Origin of the sequence: Paenibacillus eucommiae (assembly GCF_017874215.1) — a bacterium.
Lineage (GTDB): Bacteria > Bacillota > Bacilli > Paenibacillales > NBRC-103111 > Paenibacillus_AI > Paenibacillus_AI eucommiae.
Genome location: NZ_JAGGLB010000011.1, coordinates 236487 through 255561, shown reverse-complemented (window position 1 = coordinate 255561; position 19075 = coordinate 236487). Strand labels below are relative to the sequence as shown.

Genomic DNA, 19075 nt, shown 5'->3' with positions numbered 1-19075 from the left:
CAGGTAATTCGCGTCTACGAAGTGTACTTACAGAGTCATCGTGGTCGTATCGCTACAAACCCGCAATAAAAGGCAATTTACAGAAACGATTAGAAAACCAAAGTGCAAAGGTTCAGGAGATTTCATGGAAGGCACAGAACCGATTACATGATCGATACCTTCATTTGCTACGTAAAGGAAAAAATAAAAACGCGGTAGTGACGGCGATTGCACGTGAACTGTCAGGGTTTATTTGGGCTATCGGGCAAGAGGTAGAGCAGAAAGTAGCCGTTGAAGCAGCTTGAAAAGAAAAAGAAGCCCCCTTCCGTCCCCCACGGGGGAACACAGGGAGCACGCTCCCTGTACCCGTCACTCACCGTGAGGTATCCCAGCTTGAAGCTGGGGAAAAATAGTGTGATGGCAAATTGGAGATGTCAAGGCTAAAGTGAACGCTTCGCGGCCTTGACATGGAAGAGAACTTAAATAGCTGGGCCCGAAGGCAAAGGACAGGCAGAAGGGAACTCACGACCATTCCCATGCACTAGTTGAACAAGGCGAACGTGCGCAGAGAGTTCGTGAAAGCCCTTCAGACGCAAGGCACAACTTGTGGTTCCGACCCACGAATATCAGTATGCCAACCGTCGAGTATACTTTTTTGCCTTCGTGCCGAGGAATTTAGGGCGATTGAGTTACGGAGTTGACAGATACGTTCATATCAGGGAATGGGGGTGGTGGAAGTTAGTCGCCGGCTTTTAAAGATTTGTTCCAACCTCAAACGTCCATTCCCTCCATGTCACCCACTACACCCACTTAATGATCAAACCCACTTATTGAACACACATCTCAAAGGACGCCACATATGCGATGAATCAAATCGAATAAATCGAATCGAATCCAATCCAATCCAATCCAATCCAATCCAATCAAATATCAACTAATCAACTAATCAACTAATCAACTAAGTGTGAACGATGTCCAGTTTGATCTCAAGCTCAAGCGTTTCACCAGGCTCGACGCCTGTCAATCCGGTTATGGACGGGTCCAGCTCCGAATTTGGCGCATCAGTCACCCAGGTATAAGGCTCCAGGCATATGTAATTGTCGGCTTGCCCTTTTGTATAGATGACCCAATGCTTGAAAATATCGGATGCACTGTAACGAACCTCACAGCCTTCTTGTTTTAGAACGGCAAGCCGCTCATGATCCCCTATTTGAAATACAGTATCCAGATCCTGGTTCTCCAAGGATATTCCCTCTGACAGCTCTTCGAAGCGGCCCAAAGGCAAAATCGTCCCATTCGGAATTAACTCCTTGTCCAGCTCCCAGACGCCGCTCACCGGAAGCTCGAAGGTCCAGTTCTGCGGAGCATGATCCAACAAGAACCATGTATGTAGGCCATAACCGAATGGAGCTTTGGTGCTGCTGTTATTTGTTGCTTTTAAAGTGTGAATAAGTGAAGTTCCCCTCAGCTCATAGGTAACTTCCAAAGTGAGTGCGTTCGGATAATGCTTGAGTACTTCGGGAAAGTCTTCTGTACGAAATGTAGAAGTAATGGACAAATGATCGCTTTCTTCGGAAATGTTCGTTACTTGCCAAGGAAGATGCCCGATCAGGCCATGGATATGGTTTTCGTTAGCGGTATTTATAGGGAACTGATAATTCCTGCCGTCATATTCGAAGGCACCTCTACGGATCCGGTTAGGGGGAAACAAAATGGGCGTTCCGTAATGAACGGGCGCATCTTTAAGGGTTTGCGGACTCTCAGGTACTCTGAGTACTTCCCGGTTCAGCTTTTTGTCCCATACACGAAAGAGGTTGTTGTTGATGGAAGGGCATAAGCTGAAGGAAAGCACATCATTGGATACAGTATAGATGGGAACGCCTTGCCAATCTTCTTGTTGGATCATTTGCAGTTAGCTCCTTTGTATGCGATACGATTTTATTCTTATTTTATCACAAAGATGTGAATCGTTTCACTAGCAAATTCGATAGTAAGGCTGGAGCCTCTTTCTAACTCATGTTATAGTAAAATTACAGCCGGGCGGTAAACGTCAAAAGGTTGATCGCTAAAAAAAGTTGTGAAAACGGCTGGACAAGAGGAGGAAGCCGGATGTGGTGGGTTGTAGTCATAATTATTATCATTAGTGTATTTTTTGTAATGTCTATGTTCAGGTTGTTCTCTATATTGTCGAAAATAAAACGGACTAAATCAGATAAGGGAGCGAATGGAGCCAAAGGAAAGCGGAGCAGAACCATTAATTATGAACTGGAGAGGCCTGTTGATTTGGGGCTGCGCAAGGATGTTCCTCTACAGGATATGGAAAGACGGCTGAAGCAAGCTCTACCAGCTGAATTCCGGCAAAAGCTTAAAACAAGAGTACTGGCTAAGTATCCGGCCTTGAGCTTGGCTGAATACGAATGGAAGCTGCTGGAGCTGGAGCGGTATTTCATGATGAATGCGGTGCTGCGTCACGTACCGATGTTCAGTGAGCCGGTGGATGACATTTGGCATGAAATGCTTATGTTTACCCGTGAATACCAGCAGTTCAGTGAATCTTTCGTCGGTTATATGCTGCATCATGCTCCTCATACAGAGGTACAGCCGATGCCTGGGGAACGGGCTTGGTTTGATTGGGTGTATAGTCATTTGTTCACAGCTACGCCATTTAGCGAGCTGATTTGGCATGGATTTTGCCGGAATCCTTTGGATCCGTCAAGAATCGAAGCGTTCAAGCAGGAATCTCCTGAAACGCTCCGCGGCACATATTTTAACGATAAATGCGCGCAGAGATGGCCAGGGGTTGCAGAAACAATCGATCATCTCATTGGTTTGGCTAAGCAGCAAATCCAGCAAGCAAACGGTCGTTCCCCCTACAGCAAGCCTGAAAACGGAACAACAGAGATGCTGCCCTATTTGGCAGGCGCGATGATGTTCTATTCAATAACAGACGCTGACGGCTTTCAACGCCAAATGGACGAACTGACACCGGAAAAGACGAACAGGCAGGATGGTGGCTCAGGCTGCACCTCCAGCTCTTATGATGCTTCTTCTGACAGCTCTAACTGCGACAGCGGGCATCACTCTTCAGGCGACGGCGGGTCATCTGGCGACAGTGGCGGCTCATCCTGCTCCTCTTCAAGCTGTGGCAGCGGATGCGGTGGCGGCGGCGACTGATGTGAAGAGCATATGGAGTGCATGTGAAGAGCAGATGGGGACAGCATTCGGAGGCATATAAGAATACCTTAAGTCAAAGGACGCCGCGAGGCGTTCTATTTCGTGACTTATTTAGTATAAGTTTTCTGGGTGAAGCCTGGAGTGAAAAATTCCCGAATACACAGTGTAGCTTTACGGTGGAAAAGTAGACGGTGTAACTCTTCATCCTCCGATGGAATCAGTAAGGAAGCTCAGATTATCCTATCGCCACTATCCCTCTCTCTCAGGAAAGTAACTTCTACTCGCAGTCCGTTATCCATTTGTTCGTGGATCAGGGGAGGATGCTTGTTAGTAGCAGCCCGCCTCCGCTGAAATGAGCGTACGCCACTTAACGATGATTTTCATCGTTAAAGTAAGGAAGTGGATGGGACTTTATGCTTTTAACGATGAAAATAAAACATCGTTAAAGTTCGTTAAAGTAGTAGATCCTCCCGGTTGTGCCTGTTGGCGGGGCCGATCTTCAGTCCCAGCGGCTTGGTCCGCGGGAAATCTCTTCCATCCAGAGAAAAACCCTTACTGGCAGTGCGTTTGAGCTTGGTGTTCGTGTGATTCGTGCGATTGTAGCTAAAGAGAGGTAAGGGGTGTGGGAGGAAGAGCGATAGCGTCCGCCTTTAAAGATTTGTTCCTACCTCCTCATCCATTTCATTAAAGGGAACAAATCTTTAACAGCGGCTGGAGCCCACACCCCTTACCTCCGCAACGCTCCCACGTCACGAACACGCACATCAATGGACACCGCAAGGCGTTTTTCTTATGTTTGAAGAGGGCTGACCCTTTCGGACTTCAGAGGGGCAGTGAGACTAAGCGTGAACATAAGTGGAATTTTGCTCATATTGTCATAAACCGGTTTCGTTTCCGTTAAAGTCATTGGGTATAATGATAACAGGATACGAATGGAGTGAAGGGTATGCTGGTAAAAAGTGTGCTAATGGAGAAAGCGGAGCAATTTATTGAACAATATTGCAGGGAGCTTGGAAAGTCACAGCAAGAAATGGAACAGAGACAACTGGAGGTATTAGAGGAAATTAACACTTCCGGTTTTTATGAACATACAAAAGAGGAATTGGAATATGGCGCCAAAATGGCCTGGCGAAATAGCAATCGCTGTATTGGGCGCTTCTTTTGGGAAAGTCTCAAGGTCAATGATGAGCGGAAAGCTGAGACGGTGGAGGAGATGGCGGAGGCTTTGTATCGTCATATCTGGGAGGCATCCAATGGGGGCAAAATAATTCCTATGATTACAGTTTTCAAACCCAGCAGGCCTGGCGGTGCGAAGACTCGTATTTGGAATTATCAATTGATCCGTTATGCCGGCTACAAGACAGAGAATGGTATCATCGGCGATCCGGATTCACTTGCTTTCAGCGAGCTCTGCAGCCGGCTTGGATGGAAGAGAAAAGGGACGCCATTCGATGTTCTCCCGCTTGTATTGGAAATGGGGAACAGTGGGCTCCAATGGTTTGATATTCCTGAACACCTTGTTCTGGAGGTTCCGATAAGCCATCCCGATTTTGACGCTTTTGCAGATTTGCAGCTGCGCTGGTATGGTGTGCCTTTGGTCTCCAACATGCGGCTTGAGATTGGAGGGATTTCTTATACCGCAGCACCTTTTAATGGTTGGTATATGGGCACGGAAATTGGTGCACGTAATTTGGCGGATCAACAGCGGTATAATATGCTGCCTCAAGTAGCGAAGGTCATGGGACTTGATACTAAAAGGGAAACAACCCTTTGGAGAGACAGGGCGCTTGTGGAATTGAATGTGGCTGTCCTCGATTCATTTAAGCGGCATGGAGTAACGATCGTTGATCATCATACGGCAGCCCGCCAATTTGGTTTATTCCAGGCCAAGGAAAGCAAATGCGGGCGCCCCGTTACCGGTGACTGGACATGGCTGATTCCTCCGCTCTCGCCAGCGACTACCCCTATTTTCCATCAAACCTTTGAAGATCGCTTGGAGACCCCGAATTTTTATTACCAGAACGAACAAGTTGAAATGAAATTGTGATAAAAAGGGCCGCGGCTTCCGTTAGGGGAAAGTATGACCCAAGCTTGAGGCCTTTGACAGTTTTCTGAATTCTTTGGGACTAGTAAATGTATAGCGATGAAATTGATTGGAGAAATAAAATTCATTGACGAATCCCGTTTCATGGGCGATTTCTCGAAGTGTCATATTGGAATCCTTCAGGAGCTTTTTGGCATGGCTGACCCGAATATCGGTTAATTTTTCTATAATGGATATGCCCGTTTTATGTTTGAACAATCTCGATAAATGGCGGTAGCTGACATGTAGTGCGGTCGCAAGATCTTGCACCTTGAAGGACGAGGCGTAATATTCCTCCAAATAAAGCAGCGCTTGCTGCACCATAGAATCATTTTTGTCTGCTTGATGTGAGTGATGCAATAAATCAGGAGCCTCCCAGGACCACTCTTCAAATAAAACGGCAAGCCAACCTACAAAAGCTGACTGGATGCTGAAGCTGCTCTGGTCACTGCGAATGTTCATTAGCGGGGCTGTAAGCTCCTTGGATAAAGCATACGGTCTTGCTTCCTGGAAAATATCAATTACCGCTTGCCCCATAGAGAGACTAATGGAACTGGATGAACTGGTGGAATTAGAAGCACCAGAAGCACTATGTGAACTGGCTGGACTTTTCAAGCCTTCATTCCTATTGGACAGTAGGTTAAACTGCCATCTCAGACAGAAACCGTCATCTCCTATTCCCTCGGCATTCCGATGAGCGTGAGCTGCTCCGGGAGGAATCAGATAGGACTGACCCTCCTGGATTAGAAACTCTATCCCCTCTATCGTTGTGTAAACCGAACCTGTGGAAACATAATTAAATTCAAACCAAGGATGACGATGCAGCTCTACGCTCCAGTCAGGATCATGCTTTGCGGAAAGGGCATCCACAAGGACGATGCCAAGGTCATTGAAGGAAAGAGGCTGCATAAGAAGGTTTTTGCAAGCATTCAGCGTATCTTCATAACCGGTCATTTCCACAGTTGATCACTCCTATATTTCAATGAAATTGACTTCTTTAACAGGCAAATCCGGCCTGGAAGGGATATGGAAGGTCTTGATTTCGCATTTGCCAAAGCTGCTGCTCCAGGAGCGCTCCAGCATAGGTAATTCTATGTTTGCGTCTGTTTTCCTTCCAGTGCATTCGTAGCAGCGGAGAATAAATCCGTCCCCATCTTCAGCAGGCTTGAAGGCAGCTGCCACGATTTGCTTGCAGGAAATCCGGATGCCGGTTCCATGCTGGGCTAATGGGCCCTCATGGTAGGTTTCCCAAATCTGGAGCGGAGGCACGTTAAGCTCGTAAGCTTTTTGCACGATGCGGTTGTCCTGCCAAGATCCTGAATGTGGAATCAGAGAATAGCTGAATTCCTGGATCCCTTGATCCATAAACTCGGCTAAATCGTCCCGCACACCGTAATGATCGGCATATAGCGGACTGCGCACCGCGGTAATCCGAACATCGCTTTCCAGCGCATCGTAGCCGTATTTTGCATCGTTAACGATAGCCAGCCCACAAGCTTGATCATCACTGCCTGGCACCAATCCGCTCATATCGACCCACTGCTGTCCAGGTACTTCTTTACCGTTAACAGGTCTTTCAATAAAGCCATAGGGAATCTCCCATACCGCCTTTGGCTGCTCCATCGCCAGATCAAAAGACAGCTTAAGCATTTTATGCTGCTCTCTCCAGTCCAGGAATACCTTAACCTTGAGATCGGGTGAATCATGCTGCAAGATGAAATCCTGGCGCAAAAATGAGTTTTGATAGCGGCTTGAAATTCGGATAGCAGCACGCAAAGGCCCCTTTTCCAAAATCTTGAATGTGGCGTCCGAGAAGCGGCCTATTTCGTTGCGGTACTCATCTAATCCATGCCCCCACGTGTCGCTGTGGCTCTCGTCTATCACAATAGGGACGGCTCCCTGGCTGCCAGGAGTGAATAAGTTGACGTTCGTTCTTTTGTCCAAAAGCTGCTGAATGAAGCCCGTGAGTGGATCGAATTCTACACGAATCCAATCATTCTCCAGAACATTGTCTTCTACATGAAGCGGGCGGGCGGCTGTCGCAGGCTCCATATTCTTATCCAAGTACGCCCAGTATACCCTGTAGCCAAAGGCTGGAATGCGTGCTTCAAAAAGGGTATCCCAGTTATCCTCCAAGTTTGTACGTGAGGCGCGGACTGTCTGGATAGGGATAAACTGCTCTTGATCATCTGAAACGCTGGAAACCTGTTTTGTCATTTGAATAGGCACCGTTATATCCCATGATAATGGATTAAATACGACTAAAGGCGTCCCGGAGTCGCCCTGCTCCCAAAGATGCCAATCCTTTTCCTTACTGAGCGATTTAATTTCAGGCTTCATGGTGTTGATGGACCAGGAAAGCTTTTGCAGTGCGGCGTTTAGGGCTTTGGCCCCGATGCTCAGCGCTTCGCCATAGCTTTCTTTAGCGTCATCGAAGGCTTCCTTAATGCTGCAGCCGCCTATAATATCGTGAAATTGGTTGAACATCACATTCTCCCAGGCTTGCTTAAGTGATTCAGACGGATAGGGAAGCTGCAGCTTGATGTTGGCGATTGTGGAGAACTTCTCGGCATTCTTTGATTCTGAATGTGTCGAATAGCAGCCAACAGCATGCATTTGCATTTCGTCTTTAATGACAGGAATAGCCGGATTCAACTTTGCCATATGGTCGAAATAAGCATTGGGTGAGCTTAGCAAAATATCATTTTTGTCATTTTGTTGTATCAGCTGCTGAATACTCTTGAGCGCAGAGATGGTTGGACCGCCCCCATGGTTCCCGACTCCATAGAAGGTCATGTGGTCGTGCTGTTCTTCTTCTGCCTTTTCTTTATGCTGGCGTATGCGTTCAGGCAGCTCGGTTCTATCATTGGAGTGGTAGCCGTCAGCAAGGCGGAAGGCCATGACCTTGCTGCCATCTTCGGACTCCCACCAGAACAGGCTGTCCTCTAAATGCTTCTCATGCTTCATAGGACGCATGAATACATAGGAATCCATTCCGCTTTGTTTTAATATTTGCGGTATCATGCCATGATGTCCGAATGAATCTACATTATAGCCAACCCGCGACATGACACCGAATTTCTCCTGAAAATAACGCTGGCTGTATAAGCTGTGCCTGGCAAAAGACTCTCCTGAAGGAAGGTTACAGTCTGGTTGAATCCACCAGCCGCCCACAATGACCCAACGCCCTTCAGCTGCACGCTGCCTGATTTCCGCAAACATTTCGGGAGCATTTTCCTCGACCCATTTGTAATATGCGGCACAAGCACAGGTGAACACGAATTCGGGGAATTCATTCATCCGATCGAGAGCAGAGCGGAAGGTTGCTTTAATTTCGGCATAGCCCTCCTGCCACTGCCAGAGCCAGACTGGATCGAGATGAGCGTTTCCTATGAGATGAATGTTTGTTTGAAGGGGCATATGAATTCTCCTTTTGAAGATCGATTTGCTCCCATTTTACAGCAGTATATGCATATTTAACATTAAGAAACCAGACAAAAACATATAGAATTAGGCCATAAAAATAAGTTTTACTTTGGTGATTTGGAAGCTGCAGTAGGGTTAGCAGGGGGATGGCTCATTGACAATTCGACTCAGCTGAGTAATAATTAGAACAAATCAGGACTGCGATGACAGGAACAAGTAAGCTTGCTGCAGCTTCTTCAGAGAGCCGGTGGTTGGTGCAAACCGGTGAAGCACGGAAGTCGAATGGATCCTTGAGCTTAAGGTGGAACAGAGTACAGAGATTAATGAAGGTTGTGAATCAGCAGCCCGGATTTCTCAGATGCTCTTATTATACCGAACGGAAGCCCTCCGTTAACGGGGCTATAAGGTCTTCTGCGATTGCTGCAGAGGGCGAATTAGGGTGGTACCACGGTCTAACGTCCCTTGCGGCGGCAGGCTTTTTTTGTTTTTCTAGAGGGATATTTCGAAGGGGATTTTTGCTTATCCAACGACGACCTAGGTCAGGGTCAAGGGTCAAGGCCAGGAGCAAGGTCATGGCTAAGGCTAAGGCTAAGGCCAGGAGCTATCTCAAGATTGAAGCAAGACTCAAGGAGGAAATAAGATGAAAAGAGTATTATCAGGTATTCAACCAAGCGGCCAGCTTACGATCGGAAATTACATTGGGGCGCTCCGCAATTTTGTGAAACTTCAGCATTCACATAGCTGCTACTTCATGATTGTAGATTTGCATGCAATTACGGTTCCTCAAGAGCCCGCGGCGCTTAAAGAACAGACCGAGTCTGTAGCGGCTCTTTATTTAGCAGCTGGTATCGACCCTGCCAAGGCTTCGATTTTCTTACAATCGCAAGTATCTGCCCATGCGGAGCTGGGATGGCTCCTTACTACGCTTACCTATATGGGAGAGCTGGAGCGCATGACGCAGTTCAAGGATAAATCCAGTGGGAAAGAATCGGTTGGCGCGGGCTTATTCACCTATCCATCTTTGATGGCCGCTGACATTTTGCTATATAAAGCTGATTTGATACCGGTTGGCGATGATCAGAAGCAGCATCTGGAGCTGACCCGCGATCTGGCGGTGCGCTTTAACAACCGGTTTGGCGAGCTGTTCGCAATGCCTGAGCCTTATATGCCGGAAATTGCCGGAAGAGTGATGTCACTCGACGATGCTTCCAAGAAAATGAGCAAAAGCAACCCTAACGCGGCAAGCTTTATAGCCATTCTGGATGAGCCGGATGTTATCCGCAAAAAGCTGAGCAGAGCGGTTACCGACTCCGGACGCGAGGTCAAGTACGATCCGCAGAACAAGCCGGAAGTATCCAACCTGATCGGGATCTATTCCCATTTCGCAGAGTTAAGCGTCGCCGAGATCGAAGCCAAATATGAAGGCCAAGGCTATGGCCCCTTCAAAAAAGAGCTTGCAGAGCATATCGTGTCCGTACTTGAGCCTATCCAGCAAAGGTATAAGGAAATTCGCAGCTCAGGAGCTGTACATGATGTGTTGAAAAAAGGTGCCGAAGAAGCCGCTATTGTCGCAAATGAAACACTGCGGGAAGTAAAGAAGCTTATGGGCTTCTTGGTTAATTAAGCGCTAAAAAAGTCGCCGATTGTATGGTTCATTTATAACCATAGATCGGCGACTTTTTTTTAGTTTCTGGAACCTGTTGCCTGCTGGCTGCCCGTTTGAGAATGACTTGTTCTGCGCCTTGCGCCTCGCACCTAAGAAAAAAGGGGATGGTTGTGGGAGGAAGAGCAGTAGTGGCATCCTACCTCCGCGGAAATGAGCGAGTTCTTCACTTAACGATGTTTTTCATCGTTAAAGTAAGTGTTCCAGGCTGATCCGACACGTTAACGATGAAAAACATCGTTAACAGAGGGCGGATGACCTCTCGCGGGGGTGAAAAAGGATTTTAACGATGTTTTTCATCGTTAAGTAAGGATATGGAGAGGAGCAGGTGCTTTTAACGATGAAAAACATCGTTAAAGCATCAGCTCCATCTCAGCTTCGCGCTAGCGTGGGGCGTAGGCGTAGGAGGAGGCTTCTCTCCCAGCGCCAATTCCCCCGGGGATGTCTCCTCCAACCAAGAGAAAATCACTTTGCTGGCAGTTCGTTTGAGCTTGGTGTTCGGGTGATTCGTGCGATTGTAGCTAAAGAGAGGGAATGTCTGTGGGTGTGAGAGCGTAAGCGTCCGCCTTAAAAGATTTGTTCCTACCTCTTCATCGATACCATTCAAGGGAACAAATCTTTAACAGCGGCTGGAGCCCACAGCCATTCCCTCCGCAACGCACATACTTAATAAACACGATCATCAAAAGACCCCACAAAGATTTTTCTCTTAGGATGAGACCGCAGTTTCACAAAGCTTAGGATAGGCTACTCTGTAATATATTTGCTCGTACTGCTCAGCAATGGCTGCTGCGGAGAAATGTGAGCGGGAGCGAAGCAGGCCAGCTGTTGAAAACTGCTCATAAAGCAATGGGTCGCTCAGCAGCTGTATGGCGTACTCCGCCATCTCTTTCGTATGTCCTACGGGAGCTAAATATCCGTTCTCGCCATGCTTCACAACTTCAGGAATACCTCCGGCGTTAGAGCCAATGGTAGGCACGCCTCCAGCCATCGCTTCAAGCGCAACCAAGCCAAAGCTTTCCTTCTCGGAAGGGAGCAGCAGCAGGTCTGACATAGAGATGATTTCGGCTATATTGTTTTGTTTGCCTAGATAATGAACACGGTCATGCAGGCCGAGCTCTTTGGCGCGATGAACCGCCTTGGCAAGCTCGGGGCCTTCTCCTACAAACATAAGCCGCGAAGCGACCTTCTCATGAACCCGGGCAAAAATATCGAGTACATCCTCAATTCGCTTCACGGGCCTGAAATTAGACATATGTAACAGGATTTTCTCGTGTGGTGCTGCATATTGGGCCCGTAGCTGTGGGTTGCTAGGAGCCAGATAATCACGTTGATCTACGAAATTATAAACCAAATCTATAGGCTTCTGTATGGAAAGTACTTCATAGGTTTCCGTTTTCAAATCCTGAGAAACAGCAGTGACCGCATCACTTTGATGGATTGCGAGTCGTATAAGGTCCTTTAAAGACGGGTCGTGTCCGAGAATTGTAATGTCAGTGCCATGGAGGGTTGTAACTACCTTCAAATGATCTCCGACCATTTGCTTGGCCAAGTATGCGCATATGGCATGAGGTACAGCATAATGAACATGCAGCAAATCCAGGTTTTCCTGTTTGGCGACTTGAGCAAGCTTGTTGGCCAGGGCCAGATCATAAGGCGGGTACCGAAAGACATAATATTCGCTGACTTCAACCTCGTGGTAGAAAATATTGGCATGAAATTGCCCAAGCCGAAAAGGCATGCGATCGGTAATGAAATGGACCTGATGGCCCTTCTCCGCCATAATTTTGCCGAGCTCAGTAGCCACTACTCCAGATCCTCCCAAAGTAGGGTAACAGGCGATTCCAATTTTGAGCACTGCTGATCACCACGTTTCTTTTGAAAATATAGAAAATTACTACCAATATGAAATATTTGCAATTCGGTAATAAATAAAATAAAGAAAAGTAGTGTTATTAAACAGCTACTTATTTAAGCTTTGCTTTATGGAGGGGGGGCTGAAGGAAAGCAGCTCCTCAGAAATATAATTGGAATCACTTCTACTAAGATTACCTTTGATTTTGCCGTAAAGCTCAATGAGCGTTAGCCGTTCAGCAGGGGATAAAGCTTCCAGCATGGTATAGGCTACTGATTGAATTTGTTCCTGGTAGCTCTCAACGATAGCCGCTATTTTCTGGGTAGGGCTAATAAGAAAGCTGCGACGGTCGTTGCAGTCAAGCTTACGGTTTATATATCCGTATTCCTCCAGCTTATCAAGCATTCGGGTGAGCGTGCTCAGACTGGTGCATTCCAGGCTGCAGGCAATTTCTTTGACAGCAAGGGTGCCGCGTTCATTCAATAAGAACAGCAGCGACAGCTCCTGATTGTTAATTTTGCAAGCATCTACGCTTAGTTCTGCGCATTTTTTAATTTGTAAATCGGTGCATTTCTTGACTTGCTGGCCTAATAAAGCAATAAATTCCCGAATATATTCGAGTTGTCCTGGATCGATAGGCGTTTGCATGATCGTTCGACCTTTCTCGATAAATGCTACAAAAATGAAATATTTTCATAATGGTAATAAAAGTATAGTCCTCTGGATAAGTCATTGTCAACTGCCATTGTTATTCTTTCTGCGCAGCTTGGCTTTCAACACGAAACCGTACCCTATAAACCCTAAAGCGACTAGGGAAGAAAGGAGTGCCAGCCAGGGCATTTTGAGGCTCATAAACAGGCTGATGGCAGATAACAATAGAATACCGACACAGGCGAATAAAAGTGCTAAAGGCTTACTCATAAAGGATTCCCGCTTTCTAAATGGTTGATCGTAATTCTTTGAAAAATTTTTTTTTTGCAAGTCCGAATATTATTTAATTTCTTTCACATACTATCTTTGCAAGCTTGCAAATACATCTCAGCTTAATAGACCGAAAGGAGTGCTGATCCTAAATGGGAGCAGGACAATCACGTAGCAGCAATTCATTGGTAGTACCACAAGCCAACCAAGCGTTAGATCAATTGAAGTATGAGGTAGCTCAAGAACTGGGCATTCAAATTCCTCAAGACGGTTATTACGGTTACATGGCTACCCGCGACACAGGTGCTATCGGTGGACACATTACTCGTCGCCTCGTACAAATCGCTGAGCAAACACTTGCCGGTGGTCAAAACCGTTAATCCGCAAATTATGCAATATCAAGCTCAGGGGATTCAATCCCCTGAGCTTTTTATTTGCTTATTGTATTGGATGTTAAGGATGCTAATTGGTGTTGTCAAAAGGTCTTGTTAATAGGTATCAACACGCAGCTTTTTCTCCAAACGGGAATCACTCACCCAGCCGATGTATGAATCAAGCGGATTAAGATTGTGATCCATCAGCAGAACGGCAACGAACGGATACTGCTTGCGGTGACGGTAACGAACGTCCGCCCATCTAACCTCATAGCCCCAGCTATGCTCCTTCATTTCTGCACATGCATATGAGGAGAAGTACAGGAGAGATTTAATGTTCTCATGTGACTTGGAGGCTTCTACAGCCGGATGTGATGCACATTTCACCTCATCCACCCATTTGAGAACGCCATTGCGCATTTCCCCAAGTACATATGTGCCGTCTTCTTTGTGCTTCACTACATTCCATACATAGTAATTAATCGTTACAATGAGATTGTACTTATCTCCAGGCTTATAGCTTGGATCTTTGCCCGGCAGCCCTCTTTCGAGAATAAAATGATCGAGACTACGCCACACATAGTAAACGGCTAGTACCGCATATAGAGCCGGGAAAATTAGAGTGGGGCTAGCCAAGTTAAACGACCAGGCAAATATAGCGATCAAATGGCAAATGAAGATAAAGGGATCGAATATGTGTATAATATTCCAGGACACCCATTTCTGGGAGAACGGTCGTAGAGCCTGAGTTCCATAAGTGTTAAATAAATCTGTAAAAACATGAAAGCATACGGCGATGCCTACCCATAAGCCGACATGCAGCAGCGGCAGACCTTGGAATACAACGCCAAGCATGCCTGTGATCAAAAGCGTCCACAGCAGCAATGCAGGCAGTGAGTGGGAACGGCCTCTGTGATTGCGGATATAAATGGCATTTCCTTTAAATCGCAGCAATCCGTCAGAATCGGGAATTTGGGAGCCAATTAAGGTTCCGATCAACACCGCAGTGGTGACGACACCGTCTGCAGCTACGACAGGATCAATTTGAGCCAGCCCGGCTAGTCCCAAGCCTATAACAAGATGTGTTCCTGTGTCCAAGTATAGTTCCTCCTATAGGTTAGCTTTTTTTTCTCTTTTCTTAGTTTACCATGTTACACGTTAAAATAAATCATCGGGAGATCCAAAAAATGCATAAAGTTTTTGTGGAATATACCATTGTTGAGGAAATGCGCGGTGCTTATTTGCTTTATATGAAGGAATTACAGCTGTGGGAACGGCGGTTAGAGCTCTTTGAAGGAAGTGATCAGCCTGGTCTTTTTGTGGAAATCTGGGATGATGTTCCTTATGAGGAGTACTTGCGAATGAAGAGCGGGCGGCTGGAAGCTGCGCACAATAATGCTGTTCCCTGGGGAATTTGGGTCCAGGGAGGACTGCGAAAGCTTCACATGTGGCATTTTGCCAAAGTTCCTGAATAGATAATTTACCCGAATAGGCAATCTAACAGAAAAAAGCCCCAGGTTTTGCACCTGAGGCTTTACTAAAAAACAATGTGGCCGTTAACCCTATGTGATTATCGGAATTAAAGTATGTCGGTATTCCGGCCGAACGAAGGCGAGTATTTAAGCTCTTCATCGAAGGTGATGTAGTCAAGATTGACCATGAGCAGCAGGTAACGCATACCAGTTTTCGGATCGCTGATAATAATATGATCGCGGCCAGCGGCTTCCAGTCTTCCTTTGAATATCTTGGCATTCCATTGCGAGTTGTTCTCATAGGTCATGTAAATGGTGGCCATCTTACCGAGGTTAAGCCGCAATATATTTTCGATAAAAGATTCTTCTATCGGCAGCTGCCCTGGTACATTGATACCTGTTTGAGCTGCTCCTGTAGTTGGAATCGCTGAACCTGCGGGGATCATAGGGACGAAGCTTGAAGCTCCTGCCACAGGCATTTGCTGCTGGCAGGGGCTTTGATAGCCGGGCGCAGCATATCCGTAGGGGGCTTGCATGCCCATGTTGAATGGGTTATTCATCATTGTAACATCCTCCTTAAAGTTTCTTTTCCCGATATCATATTGTGCATTCGCCCATTTGGTGACTGTGCCGCACGTTCTTTTCCAACAAAAAAAAGGAAGCACGGAGAGCTTCCTTCTACTTGCTGCATGACCAGCTGAAATACTTGCTGTATTTACACAACCTTTACTAACGATATCCTTGCTCTTTAGTCTGCCTTACTATTGCTTACTCTGCTTCGCTAGGCCATTAGAAACTTGTAGCCCACACCCCAAACCGTCTTGATATACTTCGGTTCCTTAGGATCGCTTTCAATCTTTTTGCGTAAATTTGCAATATGTACATCAATCGCCCGTTCTGTCACATAAGAGTCAAATCCCCGAACCCGATTGAGCAGCTCTTCTCTGCTGTATACCCGCCCTTGATTTTGCCAAAAGAGCTTCATGATTTCAAATTCGGAAAAGGTAGTTTCAATAGCCTGTTCGTGGACAAATAAGCACCGCTTGGCAATATCAAGCTGGATCGCTTGCTCCGGTTTTGCAGGTTTTGGTGCGGAGGATGGGACTGCTGCGGCCTGGGAACGCCGGAGCAGAGCCTGTATTCTGGCTGCAAGCTCTCTCATGCTGAACGGCTTGCCTAAATAGTCATCAGCGCCTGTTTGAAGCCCGCGGACCTTGTCGGACACTTCGCTCTTGGCAGAAACCATTAGAATTGGAATGGTTGATGAGGAATTACGAAAAGTCGTACAAAGGTCCATACCGTTCGCATCAGGCAGCATGATATCGAGCACAATAACATCGGGTTCAAAATCATGGAAGTAACGTTCTGCCAAGCGGCCTGTTTCGGCCTTTTTGACCTCATATCCTTCTTCGTTAAGGTAGATGGACATCATTTCTCCGACACTGAAGTCGTCTTCGATGATCAATACCTTAGACATTATAAGTTCCCTCCTTTCATAAAAAGGTGCGGTCCTTTTTTGAAAATAAAAAGGCTAGAGGTCATTTCCGCAATCATCTGGTAAGTATTATCTATTTCAACTATACTAAATCCATTTTGTGCCGTCTAGCCTTAGAAGAGCGATTACAAAAACTTTGTCGAAAATAGCACTTTGCAACCGAAGCCGGGAATGGGATCGAAAATAGGTTGGATGGATGATGATTCGGGCAGGATGAGGAGAGAGAATCGACAATATCATGACAATCGTGCTTCGTTCATTGTCAAACCGGATGAGGGTTGTTATTATTGTAATAGTAAATATTCGTCTTCAGGAGATTTACCATATAGGAGGGTCACGAATTGGAAAAACAAATGAACTATGAGGCGGTTTCAGAAGGAGCAGGAGTACTGAGCGCGGCTGGACAACCTGGTGCTGCACAGATGACTCAAGCTTCCGCAGAGCCTGTCACATGGAAGGATTATTATCGTCTCGCCAAGCCGGGAATTATTTATTCCAACTTGCTTGCGGCTTTTGGCGGTTTTTGGGTTGCTTCCAAGTGGGATGTAAATCTGTGGATGCTGCTCTTTACGATGCTTGGAACCGCACTTGTTATTGGATCCGGCTGTGTGCTTAATAACTATTTGGACCGTGAGATGGATGCAAAGATGACCCGCACACAAAACCGCGCGCTGCCGAGCGGGAGAATAAGCGCTAAGACGGTTTTATGGTACGGCATTATTTTGGGCATTCTCGGTGTCTCGACCTTATATTTCCTCGTAGGCTCGCCACTTGCGACGCTGTTGGGAATAATTGGTTTATTCCTGTACGTTTGGGTCTATACCGCTATTTTCAAAAGAACCTCCGTATGGAGCACCTTCGTCGGCAGCTTTTCAGGAGCAATGCCGCCAATTATTGGATATTGTGCTGTAACCGGAACGATGGATATGGGCGCATGGATCCTGTTTGCTATCTTGTTCTTATGGCAGCCACCCCACTTCTGGGCACTGGGCATACGCCGGATGGAAGAATACCGCGCTGCGGGGTTCCCTTTGCTGCCTGTAGTTAGAGGAACATTTGTTACCAGAATCAGTATGCTTCGTTATGTTGTTTTACTTGTACCTGTTACTGTAATGCTGAATCTATATGGTTATGTTGGCGAAATTTATTTGATTGTTTCAACGGCTTTGGGTCTTATCTGGGTACTGCTTTGCGTGAAAGGATTCAAGGCGGAGGATGAGGTCAAGTGGGCGAAAGGTATGTTCATTTATTCGATTAATTATTTGTTCCTGCTGGTTTTGTTGATGGTTATTGATACTACTTCTGGCGGTTAATGTCATTTTATAGGATAGAGGCTGAAATATGGGTGCTTTTTTTGAGAAAAATTGGTTTAAATTGGCTGTTGCAGTGATTCTTCTGGCTATGATAGGGTCATTTGGATATAAGCTCTGGTTTACTTCAGATCCCGTAAAGGATGATCATCTGAAAGCCATGAAGCCGACACCAGCATTTGAATTGCTGGATTTGGACGGGAAAGTTGTTAATTCCGAGGAACTAGATAGTAAAGTCCGTTTGTATTATTTCTTCTTTTCGAGTTGCCCGGATGTATGCCGGCCAACGACATTTATGCTTTCGAAGATTCAGGATTCCCTCAAGGAAAAAGGCTATTTGGGTGACAAGTCGGAGATTGTTTCCATTACAATGGATCCGTCCCGGGATACACCAGAGGTATTGAAGGAGTATGCTGAATCCTTCCACGCAGAGCCTGGCGGCTGGAGATTTCTTCGCGGGGAAGAAAAGCAGATTGCCGATTTGGCGGAGCAGTTCGGAGTTATGATTGTGAAAGACAAAGATGGCAACTTCACGCATTCCAATGCGATCCTGATTGCCGATCCCAAGGGAGTTCTACGTACGTATTACACCGTTGATCCGGAGATGGATACGGAATTTATCGTTAAAGATGTGATCACCTTATCTAAAGAAAAGTAGTTCGGAATGATATATAGTTATAGTTACTTGTAGGCAGGTTCTGCAGGAGGGTAGATAATATACTCTTCCAGGCCTGCCTTTTCTAATTGTAAAATGATGTATTCGTCCGGAGTGCCTTCAACACCAGCGTAGCCTTTACGGGTATATATTTGTTCGGAGTCAGGAAACCGATCTCGAAGAATTCCGCGGATCCGTTTACCGGAAGCATCATTATCAGTAAACAGGTAAACCTCTCTTTGGCCAACTTGTCTGGTTAATTGCTCTATAGTTTCGGTTCCGGGTGTGCCGAATGTACAGAGGATCAAAATGTCTTCAGTAACCAGTCGTTTTACGCGGCTTTTGTCGTTTTTGCCTTCGACAATTATTGCAATAGACATGGAGGTTCTCCTTTCAGTGATGTTGCCATTTTGGGGCAACGGGTTTGCTTTTATTATGACAGATTTCCCGGGAAATGTGCAAAGTGAAAACCTGCCATTTGCTCACGAATGTAGTTGAGGGGATAAGCACAATGTTGTCAGGTTAACATGCAAGTTGAGGTTTAGCATTCCCCGATTAGTAGGCACGCCCAATCCGAAGCGGCTGAATGTAGGCGAAAAACCAACCACAATGTGCTTACTCGGAGCCGAAGCGGTTAAATGTAGGCGAAAAATCGCACATATTTGGCC

At 46.3% G+C, this 19075-nt stretch carries 17 protein-coding genes, 1 pseudogene and 1 other annotated feature; of the genes and pseudogenes, 8 read left to right on the top strand and 10 right to left on the bottom strand.

Going from position 1 to position 19075, the window contains the following annotated elements:
• Positions 1-284: pseudogene (locus J2Z66_RS17670) on the top strand (IS110 family RNA-guided transposase); the annotation flags it as partial.
• Positions 285-937: 653 nt separating this feature from the next.
• Here the strand turns inward: J2Z66_RS17670 and J2Z66_RS17665 are convergent.
• A complete protein-coding gene (locus J2Z66_RS17665) occupies positions 938-1885 on the bottom strand; it encodes an aldose 1-epimerase (protein WP_209972770.1) in 948 nt (315 codons plus the stop codon).
• Positions 1886-2088: 203 nt separating this feature from the next.
• Between J2Z66_RS17665 and J2Z66_RS17660 the strand changes: the two genes are divergently transcribed.
• Complete coding sequence (locus tag J2Z66_RS17660) at positions 2089-3153, top strand: UCP032817 domain-containing protein (protein ID WP_209972769.1); 1065 nt, start codon at positions 2089-2091, stop codon at positions 3151-3153.
• 946 nt (positions 3154-4099) lie between these two features.
• Complete coding sequence (locus tag J2Z66_RS17655; RefSeq protein WP_209972768.1) at positions 4100-5200, top strand: nitric oxide synthase oxygenase; 1101 nt, start codon at positions 4100-4102, stop codon at positions 5198-5200.
• A 21-nt stretch (positions 5201-5221) separates the two neighbouring features.
• Here the strand turns inward: J2Z66_RS17655 and J2Z66_RS17650 are convergent, their stop codons facing one another.
• Both J2Z66_RS17650 and J2Z66_RS17645 read right to left on the bottom strand, forming a co-directional pair.
• Positions 5222-6190, bottom strand: coding sequence for an AraC family transcriptional regulator (locus J2Z66_RS17650; protein ID WP_245375638.1), 969 nt, complete (start codon positions 6188-6190; stop codon positions 5222-5224).
• A gap of 18 nt (positions 6191-6208) precedes the next feature.
• Positions 6209-8656 (bottom strand): alpha-mannosidase, encoded by a 2448-nt coding sequence (locus J2Z66_RS17645; protein WP_209972766.1) that lies wholly within the window; start codon positions 8654-8656, stop codon positions 6209-6211.
• Positions 8657-8856: 200 nt separating this feature from the next.
• Positions 8857-9128: a binding site (T-box leader), on the top strand.
• 174 nt (positions 9129-9302) lie between these two features.
• On the opposite strand from J2Z66_RS17645, the gene trpS reads away from it, so the two are divergent.
• Positions 9303-10286, top strand: coding sequence for a tryptophan--tRNA ligase (gene trpS, locus J2Z66_RS17640; RefSeq protein ID WP_209972765.1), 984 nt, complete (start codon positions 9303-9305; stop codon positions 10284-10286).
• 748 nt (positions 10287-11034) lie between these two features.
• Here trpS and bshA read toward each other — a convergent pair.
• The 3 genes from bshA to J2Z66_RS17625 form a co-directional block, all read right to left on the bottom strand.
• Positions 11035-12183, bottom strand: a complete 1149-nt coding sequence (gene bshA, locus J2Z66_RS17635; protein ID WP_209972764.1) for an N-acetyl-alpha-D-glucosaminyl L-malate synthase BshA — start codon at positions 12181-12183, stop codon at positions 11035-11037.
• Between the two features lie 105 nt (positions 12184-12288).
• The gene (locus tag J2Z66_RS17630) at positions 12289-12828 is read right to left on the bottom strand and encodes a MarR family winged helix-turn-helix transcriptional regulator (RefSeq protein WP_209972763.1); all 540 of its coding nucleotides are present in this window, start codon (positions 12826-12828) and stop codon (positions 12289-12291) included.
• Positions 12829-12915: 87 nt separating this feature from the next.
• Positions 12916-13101 (bottom strand): DUF5325 family protein, encoded by a 186-nt coding sequence (locus J2Z66_RS17625; protein WP_209972762.1) that lies wholly within the window; start codon positions 13099-13101, stop codon positions 12916-12918.
• A 152-nt stretch (positions 13102-13253) separates the two neighbouring features.
• Between J2Z66_RS17625 and J2Z66_RS17620 the strand changes: the two genes are divergently transcribed.
• On the top strand, positions 13254-13481 hold the full coding sequence (locus J2Z66_RS17620) for an alpha/beta-type small acid-soluble spore protein (protein ID WP_209972761.1): 228 nt from the start codon (positions 13254-13256) through the stop codon (positions 13479-13481).
• Between the two features lie 108 nt (positions 13482-13589).
• Here J2Z66_RS17620 and J2Z66_RS17615 read toward each other — a convergent pair whose 3' ends face one another.
• Positions 13590-14573 carry a metal-dependent hydrolase gene (locus J2Z66_RS17615; RefSeq protein WP_209972760.1) on the bottom strand — a complete coding sequence of 328 codons (984 nt, stop codon included), beginning with the start codon at positions 14571-14573 and terminating at the stop codon, positions 13590-13592.
• Between the two features lie 89 nt (positions 14574-14662).
• Between J2Z66_RS17615 and J2Z66_RS17610 the strand changes: the two genes are divergently transcribed.
• Entirely contained in the window at positions 14663-14950 is a 288-nt protein-coding gene (locus tag J2Z66_RS17610; RefSeq protein ID WP_209972759.1) for a hypothetical protein, read from the top strand.
• Between the two features lie 104 nt (positions 14951-15054).
• Here J2Z66_RS17610 and gerQ read toward each other — a convergent pair whose 3' ends face one another.
• Both gerQ and J2Z66_RS17600 read right to left on the bottom strand, forming a co-directional pair.
• Positions 15055-15510 (bottom strand): spore coat protein GerQ, encoded by a 456-nt coding sequence (gene gerQ, locus J2Z66_RS17605; RefSeq protein ID WP_209972758.1) that lies wholly within the window; start codon positions 15508-15510, stop codon positions 15055-15057.
• 218 nt (positions 15511-15728) lie between these two features.
• Positions 15729-16424 (bottom strand): response regulator transcription factor, encoded by a 696-nt coding sequence (locus J2Z66_RS17600; RefSeq protein ID WP_209972757.1) that lies wholly within the window; start codon positions 16422-16424, stop codon positions 15729-15731.
• A gap of 359 nt (positions 16425-16783) precedes the next feature.
• On the opposite strand from J2Z66_RS17600, the gene cyoE reads away from it, so the two are divergent.
• Positions 16784-17755 (top strand): heme o synthase, encoded by a 972-nt coding sequence (cyoE, locus tag J2Z66_RS17595; RefSeq protein ID WP_245375625.1) that lies wholly within the window; start codon positions 16784-16786, stop codon positions 17753-17755.
• Between the two features lie 28 nt (positions 17756-17783).
• A complete protein-coding gene (locus tag J2Z66_RS17590; protein WP_209972756.1) occupies positions 17784-18410 on the top strand; it encodes an SCO family protein in 627 nt (208 codons plus the stop codon).
• A 23-nt stretch (positions 18411-18433) separates the two neighbouring features.
• Here the strand turns inward: J2Z66_RS17590 and J2Z66_RS17585 are convergent, their stop codons facing one another.
• Entirely contained in the window at positions 18434-18787 is a 354-nt protein-coding gene (locus J2Z66_RS17585; RefSeq protein WP_209972755.1) for a ribonuclease M5, read from the bottom strand.
• Positions 18788-19075: the final 288 nt, after the last annotated feature.

Excerpts from the sequence above, each read along its gene's own strand:
- J2Z66_RS17665 (WP_209972770.1), bottom strand. The coding sequence starts at position 1,885 with ATGATCCAACAAGAAGATTGGCAAGGCGTTCCCATCTATACTGTATCC.
- J2Z66_RS17660 (WP_209972769.1), top strand. The coding sequence starts at position 2,089 with ATGTGGTGGGTTGTAGTCATAATTATTATCATTAGTGTATTTTTTGTA.
- J2Z66_RS17655 (WP_209972768.1), top strand. The coding sequence starts at position 4,100 with ATGCTGGTAAAAAGTGTGCTAATGGAGAAAGCGGAGCAATTTATTGAA.
- J2Z66_RS17650 (WP_245375638.1), bottom strand. The coding sequence starts at position 6,190 with ATGACCGGTTATGAAGATACGCTGAATGCTTGCAAAAACCTTCTTATG.
- J2Z66_RS17645 (WP_209972766.1), bottom strand. The coding sequence starts at position 8,656 with ATGCCCCTTCAAACAAACATTCATCTCATAGGAAACGCTCATCTCGAT.
- trpS (WP_209972765.1), top strand. The coding sequence starts at position 9,303 with ATGAAAAGAGTATTATCAGGTATTCAACCAAGCGGCCAGCTTACGATC.
- J2Z66_RS17630 (WP_209972763.1), bottom strand. The coding sequence starts at position 12,828 with ATGCAAACGCCTATCGATCCAGGACAACTCGAATATATTCGGGAATTT.
- J2Z66_RS17625 (WP_209972762.1), bottom strand. The coding sequence starts at position 13,101 with ATGAGTAAGCCTTTAGCACTTTTATTCGCCTGTGTCGGTATTCTATTG.
- J2Z66_RS17620 (WP_209972761.1), top strand. The coding sequence starts at position 13,254 with ATGGGAGCAGGACAATCACGTAGCAGCAATTCATTGGTAGTACCACAA.
- J2Z66_RS17610 (WP_209972759.1), top strand. The coding sequence starts at position 14,663 with ATGCATAAAGTTTTTGTGGAATATACCATTGTTGAGGAAATGCGCGGT.
- gerQ (WP_209972758.1), bottom strand. The coding sequence starts at position 15,510 with ATGATGAATAACCCATTCAACATGGGCATGCAAGCCCCCTACGGATAT.
- J2Z66_RS17600 (WP_209972757.1), bottom strand. The coding sequence starts at position 16,424 with ATGTCTAAGGTATTGATCATCGAAGACGACTTCAGTGTCGGAGAAATG.
- J2Z66_RS17590 (WP_209972756.1), top strand. The coding sequence starts at position 17,784 with ATGGGTGCTTTTTTTGAGAAAAATTGGTTTAAATTGGCTGTTGCAGTG.
- J2Z66_RS17585 (WP_209972755.1), bottom strand. The coding sequence starts at position 18,787 with ATGTCTATTGCAATAATTGTCGAAGGCAAAAACGACAAAAGCCGCGTA.